The sequence below is a fragment of the Lentzea rhizosphaerae genome, from assembly GCF_042649515.1.
Lineage (GTDB): Bacteria > Actinomycetota > Actinomycetes > Mycobacteriales > Pseudonocardiaceae > Lentzea > Lentzea aerocolonigenes.
This window is the reverse complement of record NZ_JBHRZI010000008.1, coordinates 71,455-86,433: the sequence shown is the minus strand read 5'-3', so window position 1 is coordinate 86,433 and position 14,979 is coordinate 71,455. Positions and strand designations below refer to the sequence as shown.

14 protein-coding genes are annotated in these 14,979 nt (G+C 68.4%); 6 read left to right on the top strand and 8 right to left on the bottom strand.

From position 1 onward, the window contains the following. Nucleotides 1–42 precede the first annotated feature (42 nt). A complete protein-coding gene (locus ACFOWZ_RS05605; RefSeq protein ID WP_382369773.1) occupies nucleotides 43–708 on the bottom strand; it encodes a response regulator in 666 nt (221 codons plus the stop codon). A gap of 74 nt (nucleotides 709–782) precedes the next feature. Then, nucleotides 783–980 carry a hypothetical protein gene (locus tag ACFOWZ_RS05600; RefSeq protein ID WP_382369770.1) on the bottom strand — a complete coding sequence of 66 codons (198 nt, stop codon included), beginning with the start codon at nucleotides 978–980 and terminating at the stop codon, nucleotides 783–785. A gap of 158 nt (nucleotides 981–1,138) precedes the next feature. Between ACFOWZ_RS05600 and ACFOWZ_RS05595 the strand changes: the two genes are divergently transcribed. Genes ACFOWZ_RS05595 through ACFOWZ_RS05585 form a run of 3 tightly spaced genes read left to right on the top strand, consistent with a single transcriptional unit; the run spans nucleotide 1,139 to nucleotide 3,677 of the window. After that, on the top strand, nucleotides 1,139–1,996 hold the full coding sequence (locus ACFOWZ_RS05595; RefSeq protein ID WP_382369767.1) for an SAM-dependent methyltransferase: 858 nt from the start codon (nucleotides 1,139–1,141) through the stop codon (nucleotides 1,994–1,996). Continuing rightward, the gene (locus ACFOWZ_RS05590) at nucleotides 1,993–2,901 is read left to right on the top strand and encodes an ABC transporter ATP-binding protein (protein ID WP_382369764.1); all 909 of its coding nucleotides are present in this window, start codon (nucleotides 1,993–1,995) and stop codon (nucleotides 2,899–2,901) included. The genes ACFOWZ_RS05595 and ACFOWZ_RS05590 overlap by 4 nt, the downstream gene beginning before the upstream one ends. Continuing rightward, the gene (locus tag ACFOWZ_RS05585; RefSeq protein WP_382369761.1) at nucleotides 2,898–3,677 is read left to right on the top strand and encodes an ABC transporter permease; all 780 of its coding nucleotides are present in this window, start codon (nucleotides 2,898–2,900) and stop codon (nucleotides 3,675–3,677) included. The genes ACFOWZ_RS05590 and ACFOWZ_RS05585 overlap by 4 nt, the downstream gene beginning before the upstream one ends. A gap of 548 nt (nucleotides 3,678–4,225) precedes the next feature. On the opposite strand, the gene ACFOWZ_RS05580 is transcribed toward ACFOWZ_RS05585, so the two are convergent. Genes ACFOWZ_RS05580 through ACFOWZ_RS05555 form a run of 6 tightly spaced genes read right to left on the bottom strand, consistent with a single transcriptional unit; the run spans nucleotide 4,226 to nucleotide 10,560 of the window. Then, the gene (locus ACFOWZ_RS05580) at nucleotides 4,226–5,917 is read right to left on the bottom strand and encodes a carbamoyltransferase N-terminal domain-containing protein (RefSeq protein WP_382369758.1); all 1,692 of its coding nucleotides are present in this window, start codon (nucleotides 5,915–5,917) and stop codon (nucleotides 4,226–4,228) included. Further along, nucleotides 5,911–7,257 (bottom strand): aminotransferase-like domain-containing protein, encoded by a 1,347-nt coding sequence (locus tag ACFOWZ_RS05575; RefSeq protein ID WP_382369755.1) that lies wholly within the window; start codon nucleotides 7,255–7,257, stop codon nucleotides 5,911–5,913. Before ACFOWZ_RS05575 ends, ACFOWZ_RS05580 begins: the two co-directional genes overlap by 7 nt. Then, complete coding sequence (locus ACFOWZ_RS05570; protein ID WP_382369752.1) at nucleotides 7,254–8,387, bottom strand: alpha-hydroxy acid oxidase; 1,134 nt, start codon at nucleotides 8,385–8,387, stop codon at nucleotides 7,254–7,256. The genes ACFOWZ_RS05575 and ACFOWZ_RS05570 overlap by 4 nt, the downstream gene beginning before the upstream one ends. Beyond that, nucleotides 8,384–9,454, bottom strand: a complete 1,071-nt coding sequence (gene hppD, locus ACFOWZ_RS05565) for a 4-hydroxyphenylpyruvate dioxygenase (RefSeq protein WP_382369749.1) — start codon at nucleotides 9,452–9,454, stop codon at nucleotides 8,384–8,386. The genes ACFOWZ_RS05570 and hppD overlap by 4 nt, the downstream gene beginning before the upstream one ends. A 43-nt stretch (nucleotides 9,455–9,497) precedes the next feature. Beyond that, nucleotides 9,498–10,295, bottom strand: a complete 798-nt coding sequence (locus ACFOWZ_RS05560) for a phytanoyl-CoA dioxygenase family protein (protein WP_382369746.1) — start codon at nucleotides 10,293–10,295, stop codon at nucleotides 9,498–9,500. Nucleotides 10,296–10,347: 52 nt separating this feature from the next. Then, nucleotides 10,348–10,560 carry an MbtH family protein gene (locus ACFOWZ_RS05555; RefSeq protein ID WP_382369743.1) on the bottom strand — a complete coding sequence of 71 codons (213 nt, stop codon included), beginning with the start codon at nucleotides 10,558–10,560 and terminating at the stop codon, nucleotides 10,348–10,350. A gap of 587 nt (nucleotides 10,561–11,147) precedes the next feature. Between ACFOWZ_RS05555 and ACFOWZ_RS05550 the strand changes: the two genes are divergently transcribed. Genes ACFOWZ_RS05550 through ACFOWZ_RS05540 form a run of 3 tightly spaced genes read left to right on the top strand, consistent with a single transcriptional unit; the run spans nucleotide 11,148 to nucleotide 14,966 of the window. Continuing rightward, nucleotides 11,148–11,417: an acyl carrier protein gene (locus ACFOWZ_RS05550; protein ID WP_382369740.1), complete on the top strand. Its 270-nt coding sequence runs from the start codon at nucleotides 11,148–11,150 to the stop codon at nucleotides 11,415–11,417. Beyond that, entirely contained in the window at nucleotides 11,398–12,651 is a 1,254-nt protein-coding gene (locus ACFOWZ_RS05545) for a condensation domain-containing protein (RefSeq protein ID WP_382369737.1), read from the top strand. Before ACFOWZ_RS05550 ends, ACFOWZ_RS05545 begins: the two co-directional genes overlap by 20 nt. Beyond that, the gene (locus ACFOWZ_RS05540; RefSeq protein WP_382369734.1) at nucleotides 12,648–14,966 is read left to right on the top strand and encodes a lantibiotic dehydratase; all 2,319 of its coding nucleotides are present in this window, start codon (nucleotides 12,648–12,650) and stop codon (nucleotides 14,964–14,966) included. The genes ACFOWZ_RS05545 and ACFOWZ_RS05540 overlap by 4 nt, the downstream gene beginning before the upstream one ends. The last annotated feature ends 13 nt before the right edge of the window (nucleotides 14,967–14,979 follow it).

Sequence of the window (14,979 nt, the reverse complement as noted above, 5' to 3'; positions counted from 1 at the left end):
ATATGTCCGGTAGGCCTCAGGCGCTCTACTTCGACACAGGCGCTAGATCGGACGGGTGAGTCTCAGGTCGTAGGCGAGAATGACGGCCTGGACCCGGTCTCGTGCGCCGATCTTGGCGAGGACCCGCCCGACGTGGGTCTTCACCGTCGACTCCGCCAGCGTGAACCGTTGCGCGATCTCGCCGTTGGTGAGGCCGTGGCCGATGGCGACGAGGATCTCGCGCTCGCGGCCGGTCAGGGAGCCCAGCCGGGGATCCTCCCGCACGGGCCCGCAGAGGTCGTCGCCGAGCCGGTCGCCGAACGCGTCGAGCAGCCGCCGAGTCAACGCCGGCGCGATCACCGCGTCCCCGGCGGCGACGGCCCGGATGCCCGCGAGCAGCTCCTCCGGGCGGATGTCCTTCAACAGGAAACCGCTCGCCCCGGCCCGCAGCGCGGCGAGCGCGTACCGGTCCGCGTCGAACGTCGTCAGCGCGAGGATCCGCGAACGCCCACTGGCGGCGACGATGCGCCGGGTGGCCTCGATCCCGTCGACGCCCGGCACGCGGATGTCCATCAGCACCACGTCGGGGTGCAGCTCGGTGGTCCACCGAACGGCCTCGGCACCGTTCTCGGCCTCGCCGACGATCTCGGTGTCGGGAGTGTTCTCCAGCAGCATGCGAAACCCGAAGCGTTGCAGCGGCTGGGCGTCCACCACGAGCACGGAGATCATGAACGGCTGCCTTTCGTCGCCCGGCGATGCCTACTTCCTATCGAGCGAACCTGAGACGACCGTTAAAACGGCGGTCAGCGCTTGGACCGGTTGTACCGCACCAGGTCCGCGATCCCCTCAGCGAGGAACCCGCCGACGGCGCAGCCGATCAGGACCAGCGCCCAGCCCGCTTCCTCGATGAAGACGAACCCGATCACGGTCGCGGCCAGCAGCAGTGGAGCGACGATCAGGTAGTAGCGCTTGGCGTGGCGAGGTGGTGGTTGGTCGGCCATCGGAACAGTCTCGCAATCTCTCCTGGAGCCGCGCGACGCCTATGATCGCGCCGCCTGCGCCTCCGGGCCCTGTGCGGGCTTCTTGGTTGTAGAGTGCTGGCAGGTGTGCCGGGAAGCCTGGTCGGCGTGTTCAACGACGTCGACACACGGGAGCTTTCATGGACGCCTCGGTCGCGGGTACGGCCATCGGGCCGATGGTCATCGCCGCAGTGGAGCAGTACGAAGACCACCCGCTCGTGCGGGACGAGTTCGCGGCGCGCATCCTGCCCCTCTCGGGCCGGCTGGCCGTGGCCGCCGCGCGCTGGCGGCCGATGCGCAACGCGCTCGTCAGCGCGACGGAGAAGCGAATTCCGGGCTTGTGGGCCGGCATGTTGTGCCGCAAGCGGTACGTCGACGAGCGACTCACCACCACCGATGCGGACGCCGTGGTGGTGCTCGGCGCGGGATTCGACACGAGCGGTTGCCGGTTGCGTGACAAGCCGGTGTTCGAGGTCGATCTGCCGGGCACCATCGCGAGCAAGCGCGAGCGGCTGCGGGCGATGTTCGGTGAGGTGCCGTCGAACGTCAGCCTGGTTCCGATCGACTTCGAGGCCCAGGGCCTGGAGGAGGCGCTGGGCGAGCGCGGCTACCGCCGGGACGTTCGGACGCTGTTCGTCTGGGAGGCGGTCACCCAGTACCTGACGGCGGACGCGGTGGGGGCCACCTTCGGCTTCCTGGCCCAGGCTCCGGCAGGCAGCGAACTGGTGTTCACGTTCGTGCGCAAGGACTTCCTCGACGGCACAGCGATGTTCGGCGGTGAGGCCGCCTATCGCGAGTTCGTGCAGAACCGGCAGATCTGGAAGTTCGGGCTGCTTCCGGCTGAGGTGGCCGAGTTCGTGGCCGCCTTCGGGTGGGCTGAAGTCGAGCAGCTCGGGCCGCGTGAGTTCACCGAGCGGTACCTCGTGCCGTCGGGGCGCGTGTCGCCGGTGTCGGAGATCGAACGCGTCGTGCGCTGCGTCAAGGTTGCCGGCCGATGACGCCGGTGATCGACGCGCGTGGTCTGACCAAGCGGTACGGCGATGTCACGGCAGTGGACGGGCTTTCTCTCCGCATCAACGCGGGGGAGATCTACGCACTGCTCGGTCTCAACGGCGCGGGCAAGACGACCACGATCCGCATGCTGCTCGGCATGGTGCGTCCGAGCAGCGGATCCGTTGCGGTGCTGGGCTCTGTGGTGCGGCCGGGTGCGCACGACGCGTGGTCGCGCGTCGGGTACCTGGTGGAAACGCCCGCCGCGTACCCGGAGCTGACGGTCAGGGAGAACTTGACGGTCGCGGCGCGGCTGCGCGGGTTGCGCGGCCGGGGCCATGTCGACGAGGTCGTCGAGCGGGTGAACCTGACCACGTACGCCACCCAGCGGGCAGGGACGTTGTCGTTGGGCAACGCGCAGCGGCTGGGCCTGGCGAAAGCGTTGCTGCACGAGCCGGAGCTGTTGATCCTGGACGAGCCCGCGAACGGCCTCGACCCGGCCGGCGTGGCCGAGATCCGAAGTTTGGTGCGTGAGCTGAGCTGCGAGCACGGTGTGAGCGTGCTTTTGTCGAGCCACATCCTCACCGAGGTGGCCCGGCTGGCCACGCGCATCGGCGTCATCCACCGCGGCCGGCTCGTCCGCGAGCTCGACGCGGGAAATCTGGCGGCACAGACGCGCCGCAGGCTGACCGTGTCGGCCCGCGACCTCGTGGCTGCCGAACGAGCGTTGCTCGCCGCGGGGTTCAGTCCGGTCAGGACGGAGCCGGGCACCCTGGACCTGACTGACGACCGCGCGATCGACCAACCCGACGGGGTCGCCGTCGTGCTGGTCGGGGCGGGCTGCGCACCGACCCGTCTCGTGGTGGAGCAGGACGACCTGGAGACGTTCTTCCTGCGGGTGGTGGAGTCGTGATCAACGCGCTCGCCACCGAACTGCTCAAGGCCCGCCGTTCCCGCGTGCCGTGGGTGACGGCGCTGGCGTTCACGATCGCCGCCGGGGTGGGCGGGTTGTTCATGTTCATCCTGCAGGACCAGGACCGCGCCCGGTCACTCGGTCTGATCGGCACCAAGGCCTCGCTGGTCGGACGTGACGCGGACTGGCCGACGCATCTGGCGTTCCTGTCCCAGATCACCGCGGTCGGGGGCGTGCTGATCTTCGGCCTGGTGTCCGTGTGGTTGTTCGGGCGCGAGTTCAGCCAGAACACCGTGAAGGACCTGCTGGCGCTGCCGACCGCGCGCACCACGATCGTGCTGGCGAAGTTCGTCGTGGCCGGCCTGTGGTGCCTCGTCCTCACGGTGCTGCTCGTCGTCCTCGGCCTGGTGATCGGCACGGTGCTCGGGCTGCCGGGGTGGTCCGCGGAGCTCGCGGCGTCCGGTGTGGCGACCGTCGGCGCGACGGCGGCGATGACGGTGCTGCTCACCACGCCGATCGCGTTCGCGGCCAGTGCCGGGCGCGGCTATCTGCCCGGCGTCGGGGTGATGATGGCCGCGATCTTCTTCGCCCAGGTCGTCGCCGCACTGGGCTACGGCCGGTACTTCCCGTGGTCGGTACCGGCGTTGTTCAGCGGGCTGGCCGGGCCGGACAGCGACCCGCCCGGCCTTCTCGGCGTTCTGCTGGTGTTGCTGGTCGGGGTGGGCGGAATCGCGGCGACCGCGCTGTGGTGGCGCAACGCCGATCAGGACCGCTGAGACCCGTGTCCACTGTGGAGTCCCTCCAAAGCCCGCCCTGCCGCAGCGACACCGTTTTCGGCACGAATTCGCTCGCCGAGCTCACCAGCGCGCTGTTGTAGCGCTGGATCGCTCACTGCACGCGAGATCGCCGCGGCCAGGGCGTTGGCGGTGAGTTTCCGGTGGGGGACCGGCTCTGTTGCGACACCCACGGCGTGCATGCGCCGCGCCCAATGCGGCTGGTCCGCCACGAACGGGCACACGACCTGAGGTCACCCGGCCGAACAGCCAGTCGTGCGGGGCTCGGTCGATCACCAGGAGATCGTCGGAGGAACGCGCGGCGAGTCCGCCCCATCCGGTCGCGATGATCGCACGCACCCCGGCCGCGCGCACCGCCGCAGCGACGATCTCACCGGTGCGATGCGCGTCGCGTCCCGCCATGCTGCCGAACCCGATGTCACCCTTGCTCGCAAGTCCGGTGGCCGATTCGCCGGAACCAGTCCTCCTCGATCAGGTCGGCCAGCCTGCTGGTCGACATCCCGGCGTCGCCGCCTGGGGCCAGGCCCGCGTCAGGCCGAGCGGCTCGTCGGCTCGTTCCGATTCACGTAGAGGTCGCCTTCGGACCAGATGTACCTCGTGCCGCCCCAGGCCGCGGCCGAGGTGACGTCGGGGAAGAACCCGCGTCCCTCGTGGTTCGCGCTCGTGTTGCACAGCACGGGAATGCCGGAGATCCGTTCGTACTCGGCGAGCACCCGGCCGGTGACACTGCCGTCTTCGGGGTCGATGGTCTGCAGCCGCGCGGTGCCGTCGAGGTGGATGACGGCGGGGATGCGGTCGACCCATTCCGGACGCACGTGGTGTTCGAACAGCATGTAGCGGTCGCTGCTTCCGGGAGCGAAGATCTCGGGAGCACGGGCAGTCGTGCAGATCGGAGCGACGGGCCGGTACGACGCGCGGTTCTTGATCGTGTTCAGCCGGTCCTTCATCTCCGGGCTCGTCGCGGTCGCCAGGATGCTGCGGTTGCCGAGTGCTCGCGGGCCGATCTCGGCACGGCCGGACAGGACGACCACCGGTTCGCCCGTCGTGTGCAGCAGTTCGGCGAGTTCGCGCTCGTCGCACGACCGTTTCTCCCAACCGGGAGGCGTCGGCGAAGCGACCAGCCCGGGGCCGCTGTAGACGTTCCAGTCGAGGTGGAGCCGGCCGTCCTGCTGGAACATCTCGCAGCTGGCGGTTCCGATCGCGGCACCCGCGTCGTTCGGGAACGGCGGGACCCAGACGTCGGCGAACAGGCCGCTCGACCGCAACCGGTTGTTCCACTTGATGTTGAGCGCGCAGCCTCCGCTGAGCACCAGGTTCGGGGTGCGCCCTGGGAACCTCCTGTGCAGGACCGCGCTGATACCGCGCAGGAGCCGGTCTCCCAGGTAGGCCTGGAAGGTCGCGATCAGGTCGGCCTCGGACATGCCGGGGAACAGCTGCGCCCTGTTCGCGGAGGCCTTCTCCCCGAGCGCCCTGCCGTTGTCCGAAGAGACGCCCGGCAGGCTGGAGAACAGGTCGTCGAACGCCTGGTACGAGGACTCCACCACCTCACCCAGCGCGGCGTAGGCCATCGCCTTGCCCGCGATCGACAGCCGGTAGCGCACCGTCTCCTCGCTCGACAGTCCCGAGGTGTCGCGGTAGAACGGGTCGAACTCCCCGCAGAAGTCGGAGAAGCTGTTGCCCACGATCGGCAGCACCACGGACACCGCCTTGACCGTCCTGGTGGCCGCGCTCACCTCGTACAGCCGGGGAGTCATGCCACCGTCCCACACCAGCACGAGCGCGTCCTCACCGCGCCGGGCGAACGGGCTCGTGCAGTACGCGCCCATGAGATGGTTGGCGGCGTGGTGATAGCTGCTGTAACCAGGCGCCTTTCGGCTGAAGTCGTGGTTCTGGAAGGAGAAGCGCCGCAACGGACCAGCGGCGCCCGGTCCGTCCAGATAGGACGCGACCGGGAGCTCGACCGGCTTGCCGTCGTCGAGGGTGTCGATCACGTGCTGACCGTCGGCGCGCTGCGTCCACCACCCGTCGACCACGAACCGGTCGACGTCCGCGACGTCCACTCCTTCGGCGGCCAGGAGATCGGCGACCTGCCGCAGATCGCGAAGCGCGCTGTACCGCGGCCCGTTGCCGAGCTTCTCCAGCTCGATGCTGAACTCGAGACGCCCGTCAGCGATGAGAGCGACACCACCGTCATGGGTTGCCTTGACCCCGCAGATCAACATTGATGTTTCGCACCTTTCCGTGACGCTGTCAGCGATTCCGTGACCAGCGCGTGCAGGCGGTCGAGCCCCAGGTCGACCTGTTCCGGTGGCAGGGCGGCGCAGGACAGCCGGAGCTGGTTGAGCCCGCCGTCCCCCAGGTAGAAGTGGTGCATCGGCGTCCAGAGCACGCCGTGCACGCGCGCTGACCGTTCCAGCAGAGCGTCGTCGGCGGCGAACGGAACGGTGACCACGACGAAGAATCCGCCGGTAGGACTGTTCCAGCTCACTCCGGCCGCGTCGGGATCACCACGGCGGAAGCGGTCGGCGAGGCCGTTGAGCAGGTGGCGCCGGTTGACGCGGTAGTGCTCCGTCTCCCGCGCGTTCGCTCGAACGAGGCTGCACCCGTGCTCCAGCAACCTCCCGCCCGCGATGGCCTGGGCGATCGGCGACGTGTTGACGGTGACCATGCTCTTGATCTTCGCCAGCTCGTCGGCGAACAGCGTCCGGGTCCCGTGCGCGGTCACCACCTCCTGGTCCGCCACCGCGTAGCCGATGCGCACTCCGGGCAACGCCGACTTGGCCAGCGTGCCGAGGTAGACCACCTGGTTGCGGGTGTCCAGCGCCTTCAGCGTGGGTGGCCGCTCGTCGGTGTCGGAGAACAGGCCGTACGGGTTGTCCTCCAGCACGAGGAAGTCCTGTTGCGCGGCGACGTCCAGCAGCCGCCGCTTGTCCTCGACGGTCATGTTGACCCCGGACGGGTTCGCGAAGTCCGGAATGACGTAGAGGGCGCGGGGACGCAGCCCTCTGCCGCGCGCGTGCCGCAACACCGAGAACAGGTCGTCGAAGTCGATTCCTCCCGCTTCCCGCACCGGCAGGACCCGCATGTCCGCGAGCCGCGCCGCCCCCGCCAGTCCGACGTACGTGGGGGACACCGCCAGCACCACGTCCTGATCGTCGGAGCGCAACGCCCTCAGACACAGGTAAAGCGCCTCCTGACAGCCCACCGTGACCACGACCGACTCCGGATCGGCGTCGATGTTCTCGTCCACGGCCAGGTTCCTGGCGATCAGGTGGTGCAGCACTCCCTTCGTCCGGCCGTACTGGAAGATCGTGCGCCGCACCTCCTCCTCGGAGTACCCGAGGTCGTCGCGGAGGTGCTGACAGAAGACGTCGAGGTACCGGTGCACCGAATCGAGCTCGAAGAACGACTCCACAGGTCTGCCCGCGGCGAGTGAGATCGCATCGGGATACCGGTGCGACACCTCGTTCAGGAAGGTCATGGAGTGCAGGGCGGGATCGTCGACGGACGGGTGGAGCTCGGCGGCGCGCAGCTCGAACCGGGAGTGGACGGTGCGGGTCACCACGACCACGACTCCGCTGCGGGCAACGCCCTCACGGAGGAGCGGACGTCCGCGATGCCGCGGCAGCCGGCGAGCGCGACGGCGTCCTCGGTCTCCTGCCGGATCAGTTCGAGCACCCTGGCGGCACCGGCCTGGCCCGCCAACGCGAGTCCCCACCACGCCGGCCGTCCTATGAGGACACTCGACGCACCGAGGGCGATGGCCTTCACGACGTCCGAGCCGGACCTGATTCCGCTGTCCATCAGCACCTCACAGCGGTCGCCCACCACCTCGCGGACCGCCGGCAACGCCTCCGCACTGCTGACAGCACCGTCGAGCTGACGTCCACCGTGGTTCGAGACGATGAGGGCATCGACCCCGAGTTCCGCTGCTCTCTGCGCGTCGTCGGGGTGCAGGACCCCTTTCACCACGATCGGCAACGAGGTCCTCTGCCGCAGCCAGTCGAGGTCGGACCACGAGAGCGACGGGTCGAACGTCAGTCTGGTGTGCGCCATGAACGCCGACTCGGAGTCGCTCCCGTCGTGCACTCCCACGTCGCCGGACAGGTTCACGGCCGAGATCCCGGCAGGCAGGGTGAAGCCCGAGCGGATGTCCCGCAGGCGGCGTCCCATGCGAGGCACGTCCACGGTCAGCACGACGGCGCGGCAGCCGGCCGACTCCGCCCGGCGCAGGAGGTTCGTCATCTGGCCGCGATCACGAAGCCAGTAGAGCTGGCACCACGTGGAGGCTCCCGTCGCGGTGATGTCCACGAAGGTGGAGCTGCTCAACATGCTCGCCACGTAGATCACGCCGGCGCCGGCACAGGCGGCGGCCAGCGCCCGTTCGCCCTCGGGATGCGCCAGCCGCTGGTAGGCCATCGGTGCGACCAGCACGGGCATCGTGGTGGAGGTGCCCAGCACCGTCGTCTCGGTCGAGCACGCCGAGACGTCGTTGAGCACCCTGGGAACCAGACGCACGCGCTCCAGCGCCGTCCGGTTCGCCCTGAGCGTCGTCTCCGTTCCCGCGCCGCCGGCGACGAAGTCACGGAGGTCGGCCGCCATCGCGTGCGTCGCGGCGTCTTCGACGTCGTCGAGGCACAGCAGGGAACTGAGAGACACAGCGGTGCGCGCGGGGGAGATCTCGGCGATCACGTCGACGTCTCCCCGCGCACGCGCGCGGCCTCGACCGCCTCGTAGAGCGCCTTGATGTTCCCGCTGCCGAACGTCTTGGCACCGAGGCGCTCGATCACCTCGAAGAACAAGGTGTTCCTCGGATGCGTCGACCGGGCGAAGATCTGGAAGAGCTGACCGTCGTGGTCCTCGTCCACCAGGATGTTGTGCTGCCGGAGCTCGTCCACGGTGTGGGTGGCGAGGTCGAGCCGGTCCGCGAGCGCGTCGTAGTAGGTCGCGGGAGTGCTGAGGAAGTCGACACCCTTGTCCGACAGCACGCTCACCGAGCGCACGATGTCGTTGGTCTCGAACGCGATGTGCTGCACCCCGGCGCCGTTGTGGCGCTTCAGGAACTCGTCGATCTGACCGGCGTCCATCCGCGTGTCGGGTTCGATGAGGGTGAGCGTGATCTCTGTCGACGGGCTTTGCACGACCTTCGACAGCATCGCCTGTGAGCCGATCACGATGCGTTCCTCGAAGATCGTGCTGAAACCCAGCGCCGACTCGTAGTACTCCGTGGTCGGGTCCAGTTCCCCGGCCTCCAGGCACACGGCCAGGTGGTCGATCCGTCGCACCGATGAGGACGGCACCCGCACGGCGGGAGCTTTCTCGCGGTGCTCGACGAAGGTGTGCAGGACATCCCCGAAACCCCTGATCACCGCTGTGATCGCGCCATCGGTGCCGTTGCGCTGAGGTGCCGAGATCGGTACCGCTCCTCTTTCGACGGCGTCCTCGAACGCCGCGGTCACATCGGCCACACCAATGCCCAGATTGCCGACGCCGTCACCGTGCCGCCACACGTAATCGTGTGCGAAATGCGTTTCGGACAACGCCTGGGTGACGACCAGCGTGATCAACCCACCGCGCATCACAGCAGATCGGTGGGTATCTGCGCTGGTGGCCACGTCCGCTTCCGGTGATTTCGCGAATCCGTAGCTCTCCGCCAGCCAGTCGACGACCTCGTCGAGGTTCTGGACGTAGAACTCGACGTGGGCGAGCTTCATGTCCTGGCCGTCACGCGGCGGCGCGCTCTTGCGTTCGCCATTCATTCTTTCCCCCAGGTCAGAACGGTGCGGTTGCGGCGGTTCGCGGTTACAGCCGGCTCTCCGCCACGCGAACGACCGGCCGGGTGTCTCGATTCACCAGGAACTCGGGCCGAGTCGGGTTGAGTGGAGCGTTCGTGACCTTGTTGTAGGTCAGGAAGAGCATGGAACGGCGGTGTGCGGACCGGTTGTTGGAAGACGAGTGAACCAGGTTCGGGTGGAATGCGACTGCCGTTCCCGCAGGCCCGGTGAACTTGTGTTTTCCCCAGTCCTGCGCCAGTGTTGCGGCCAGTTCGGCGGGTACGGTGTGTTCGAGATCGGCGGACACGTGACTGCGCCAGTCGCCTTTGCCCGCGGTGTTCTCGCTCCCGTTCTCGTCCGAGCCGAGCAGGCCCAGGTGGTGGGTTCCGGGAATGACCTCCAGCGGCCCGTTCCGCTCGTCGACCTCGTCCAGGAAGATCGCGATGTTGACCGCGTCGGGAGCGGCCATGCCGTCCTCGCGGTGCCAGAAGGCGAAGTCCTGGTGCCACGGCCAGGCCTTGCCCTCCACCGCGGCCTTGATGTTGACCTTGAACTGGTACAGGTAGACCGGTTCGCGCAGCAGCGCCTCCGCGATGTCGAGCAGCACCGGAAGCCGGATCAGCCGGTCGCACACCTCGTCGAAGGCGTGGCAGCCGTGGATGGCGCGGACGGTGGACGAGCCGGCCTCGTGCACGACCTCGGGCCGCCGCTGGGTGCTGAGCGCCCCGATCCGCTCACGGAGCTTGCCGACCTCGGCGTCGCTGAGCACGTCGGGCAGGGCGACCCAGCCGTCGCGGCCGTAGTTCATCCGCACTGCGCGTTCCACGTGTGAAGGCAGAGCCATTTTTCCCCCAGTCGCACAGCGTCCGACTACTGCATCAGTGGCTGTCCTGCATGCGGTTGACCAGACTGCGCGGACGCATGTCGACCCAGTGCTCGTCGACGTACTCGAGACAGGAGCTGCGGTCTGCCGGACCGAACGCCACCTCCCAGCCTCGCGGTACGGCGGCGAATTCCGGCCAGAGCGAGTGCTGGCCCTCCTCGTTGATCAGCACAGAAAAGGTGCCGTCGGCGTCGTCGAACGGGTTCACGTGTGTTCACTCTCGATTCATCGACATTGCGGAACGGGCGCTGCGATGTGAGTGCGGGAATAACGCGCTGTATGCGCAGCGGATTTCCCGGAGAAATCTTCGCAGCAGGAAAAGGTAATGTGCGATGACCCCCAGGTTGGCGCACTCCCACCCTGTACGCACTTATGGGAGTTGTCAAGAACCTCGTCGCGCATCACCGGGCAGCTATGAGGATTGACCGCCGGGCGACGGCTGTGCGAAGGTGGCGTGGAACGGTCATTGCAGAACTTCGCTGCCGGTCACGGCGGCGGCTCGCCTGGGGGGCGATGATGCGACCTGTCAGCTGTGTGTCGAATCCAGCGACTTCGGCCTCTTCTCTCAGACACTTCTGTCGTCCTGAGATCCGGTTCCACCTCTGAAACGTGCCGTGTAGCGATCACGCATTCGGCACGTCCCTCGTCAGTGCTGTCGTGCTGTGCAGCGCACACGGCCCCACCCGTCGTGCTGTCGCACACCGGCTTCGCCGGACGACGTGATCTGTCCAGCCCCGCGCACGAATGCGCCGGGACCACGAGCCGTTTCCGAGTCGACACCTGAGGAATCACGCAATGGGATCCGAACAGCCCCACCCGCCCGCTGACCTGCTCGAGTTGGTCCTCGCCGTGTTCCAGGCGGTGCTGGACAACGAAGACGTCGACGCGGACACGGACTTCTTCGAGGCCGGCGGGAACTCCATCCTCGCGGCGCGCGCGGTGACCCGTGTGCAGAAGCAGTCCGGTGCCGAGGTGTCGTTCCGCGACATCCTGTTCGCCCGAACCGCCAAGGAACTCGCCGCGAAGATCGAGGACAAGGGTCCGCGTGGCTCCCGCGCGGTGTGACGTCCATCCGACCACGCTGGGCCAGTCATCGGTGTGGTTCGCCGCGCAGTACCACGGTGAAAGCAGCGCGTACAACGTCACGACGGTCGTCGACATCGACGGCGACCTGCCGCGGCGGCGGGTCGAAGAGGCCTATCGCCTGCTCGTCGAGGTCACACCCACGCTCCAGTTCCGCACGGGGCTGGGCGAGAGCGGCGACGTGGTCCAGTGGCTCGACCCCGCCGAGGTGCGGGTCGAGTGGGTGAGCCCGGCACCGGGTGCCGAGGTCGACGAGGTGCTGCGGGACGCCGTCAGCCGGCCGTTCGAGGTCGATGGCGGTGTGCTGCACCGGATCGTCGCCGCGAGGTTGTCCGCGTCGAGGACCAGAGTGAGTCTCTCGGTGCACCACGTGCTCATGGACGGTCGCAGCAAGACTCTGCTGACCGAGAGATTTCTCGCCTGCCTCGACGGGAGCGTGGTCGCCCAGAAACCGGCGGACTACCTCGAGCTGGTCGAACGCGTCCGTGCGGCCGAGGCGAGCGCGGTGCGGCGCGACCTGGACTACTGGACCACGCGGCTCGCCCCGGTGATCGGCCAGGAGACGATCGGCACCGCAGATCAGGCCGCGCAGCCGGTCCGCGGGCACCTGTCACAGCGGTTGCGTGAAGACCTGTCCGCCGACTGCGTCGCACACTTCCGCCGGATCGCCCGGGAAGCCGGCACAGGTCTGTTCTCCGTCCTCTTCGGATCGATCCATCGCGTGCTCGGGGTGATGGGCCGCCGTGCGTCGGTCGTCTGCACAGCCGCATCCGTGCGGCCTCGCGACGGCTTCGGGGGAGAGGTGCTGGGATGTTTCGTCAACCAGGTGCCGCTCGTCTGCGCACACCGCCCGGGCGACACGCTGGCCGAACTGGTGATGGCGGAAGCGGACGGCTGGCGCGAGGACCTGCGTCGCCGCCACGTTCCGCTGATGGTGATCGTCAACGCCCTGCCGCGGCCGGTGCCCAGGTTGGACCGGATCTTCACCTCCTACCTCGACATGGAGGGAACCCTCCAGTGGCGCCACGGGCACCTCTCCGCGACGTGTGATCTGTTCAACGTCTACCACGAGACGAAGACCGATCTCACGGTCCGTTTCGTGCCGCACGACGGGCGAATCGGTTGCGACGTCGAATGGTCCGACAACTCGGCACCGGAACTGGGGCAGGAGTTCGCCGAGGTCCTCCGCTCGCTGCTGGCGGGGGAGATCTCATGACCACGCCTGATCACCTGGTGCCGCTGGGCGGTTCTTCGTGGCGACTCTGGCGGCACGTCGCCGTGCGCAGCGCGGGCTTTCCCGTCGACCTGGTGCTGGCGCTGACGGATCGCCGGTTGGCGGAGTTCGCGGACGGGGAGGACGCTTCCACCGAGCTGTCCCAGGCGTATCGCGATGCCTACGCGGACGCCACCGACAGGGTGTCACGCGCGTTGACCGGGATCGCCGCGGATCCGTCGTTCCGCGAAGCCATCGCGTGGCAGAGTCCGCACCTGCTGCGCACGTGCGTCGACAAGCTGACGTCACCCGTCGCGGGTGCGGCCAACTCCAAGTGGCGCCAACGACTTCTCACGACCGCCAGCTACGTTCAGCGCTACGCGGTGAAGAACGACTCGATCGGCTTCTTCGGGCCGATCGCCTGGGCCGCGGTGACGGACGAGGCACCCGCGCTGACCGTGCACATCGGACAGGACCTGTTGGCGCGCAGGACCGTGTACTTCGAATGGTGGGCGATCGACGCCGTGGCACGGGCCATGTCGGACGATCCGGCCGGCTTGCCGGGGTGGCGACCGAGAAGCGCACCGCAGAACCAGCTCTGCGGCCGGACGCTCATCACCCCGAACGGAAAGCACCTGACGCTGACCGAAGAAGAAGCGTTCCTGCTCCGCGAGTGCGACGGCCGACGACCACTGGAAACGATCCAGCGGGAGCTCGCGCCGGAGCTGGATCTCAGTCCCGCCGCGCTGTCCCTCGCGGAGCGCGGCCTTCTGCTCCACGACCTCGACGTGCCGGTTTCGGCCACGCCGGAGGACGCACTCGCCGCGTTGCTGGCGCTGCAACCCGACCACCCGCACGCGCAGGAACGCCGCTCCGCGCTGGACGAACTGCTCGAACTGCGCTCCGCGGTGGCGGACGCGGCAGGCGACGCCGACCGCGTCATCGACGCACTCGACGCACTCGGCACCGCGTTCGAGCGGATCTCGGGCGAGCTGCCCACCCGTCGCCCCGGACAGCACTACGCGGGCCGGACCGTCGTGTACGAGGACACGAACCGCGACGTGGCGATCGAGTTGGGGCAGCCGGTCAACGACTTCCTCGCGGAACCCCTGGAACTGCTGCTCCTCGCGGCTCGCTGGCTGACCTGTCGCGCGGCCGAACTCTTCCGTGCGCGGTTCGGTGAGATCTTCGACCGGCTGTGCGCGCGAACCGGCCAGGACCAGGTACCGCTCGCCTCGCTCTACGCGGCGGCGACGCCGGACATCTTCTTCTCGTTGCGGGAACCGCCTCCGATCGTCGACTCGCTGATCCGCGAGTTCAGCGACAAGTGGTCGAAAGTGCTCGCGATCGACGAGGTGAGCACACGGCATCACGTGCGGGCAGCCGACATCAAAGCCGCCGTGGAGGCGGAGTTCGCCTCCAGCGACGTGCCGTGGTCATCCGCGGTGCACCACTCACCCGACCTCATGCTCGTCGCCGACTCCCCGGAAGCGGTGAACAGGGGCGACTTCCTCGCCGTGCTCGGCGAGCTCCACGTCGCCGCGAACACGGTGGAGTCACGGTTGTTCGTCGCCCAGGCTGAAGACCAGGCAGGGCTGTTGCGCGCGGCCGAGCACGACCACGGGGACCGGCGGGTCGTCAGCGTGCCCTCCAAGGAGTCCTCCCAGGTGAACTCCAGGACGTACCCGGCGGCTCTGCTGTCAGGTGGGTTCACCTACTGGACGCAACACCCCGATCCCTCCGTGACGCCGGGCCGGATCGTCCCGGCGGGCGCGCTGCGCGTCGTGCGGGAGGGAACGCGGCTCGTGGTGCGATCCGATGTGGACGGTCGTGCGTTCGACCTGGTCGAGATGTTCGGCGAGGCGATGTCGGGTGCCGTGCTGAACAGCTTCCGCATGCTGCCCTCCGCCCCGCACCGGCCGCGGGTCACCATCGACCGCCTCGTCGTGAGCCGCGAGTCGTGGACTTTCGACGCACTCGACCTGACCTGGGCGGCGCTCGAGGACGCGGCCGCGCGGCACCACGCCGCCTGGTCGTGGCGCCGGACTCATCGCCTGCCGGAGCGCGGCTTCTACCGGGTTCCGGTGGAGGACAAACCGATCTACCTCGACTTCGGTTCACCGGTCCTGGTCGACCTGTTCGCACGAGCGCTGCGCAGAACGGTGCGGGCGAACGCCGGGACCACGGTGACGTTCAGCGAGATGTTGCCCGACCTGGACGGTACGTGGCTGCGGGACTCCCGTGGACGTCGCTACACGTGCGAGTTCCGTCTGGTCCTCGTCGACCCGCTCGGCCTGCCCGCCGACTCCGCGACCTGAGCGAAAGGATCAC

Bases quoted from the DNA above. Each gene is read 5' to 3' on its own strand.
- ACFOWZ_RS05605 (WP_382369773.1), bottom strand. From the start codon at position 708: ATGATCTCCGTGCTCGTGGTGGACGCCCAGCCGCTGCAACGCTTCGGG.
- ACFOWZ_RS05600 (WP_382369770.1), bottom strand. From the start codon at position 980: ATGGCCGACCAACCACCACCTCGCCACGCCAAGCGCTACTACCTGATC.
- ACFOWZ_RS05595 (WP_382369767.1), top strand. From the start codon at position 1,139: ATGGACGCCTCGGTCGCGGGTACGGCCATCGGGCCGATGGTCATCGCC.
- ACFOWZ_RS05590 (WP_382369764.1), top strand. From the start codon at position 1,993: ATGACGCCGGTGATCGACGCGCGTGGTCTGACCAAGCGGTACGGCGAT.
- ACFOWZ_RS05580 (WP_382369758.1), bottom strand. From the start codon at position 5,917: ATGTTGATCTGCGGGGTCAAGGCAACCCATGACGGTGGTGTCGCTCTC.
- hppD (WP_382369749.1), bottom strand. From the start codon at position 9,454: ATGAATGGCGAACGCAAGAGCGCGCCGCCGCGTGACGGCCAGGACATG.
- ACFOWZ_RS05550 (WP_382369740.1), top strand. From the start codon at position 11,148: ATGGGATCCGAACAGCCCCACCCGCCCGCTGACCTGCTCGAGTTGGTC.
- ACFOWZ_RS05540 (WP_382369734.1), top strand. From the start codon at position 12,648: ATGACCACGCCTGATCACCTGGTGCCGCTGGGCGGTTCTTCGTGGCGA.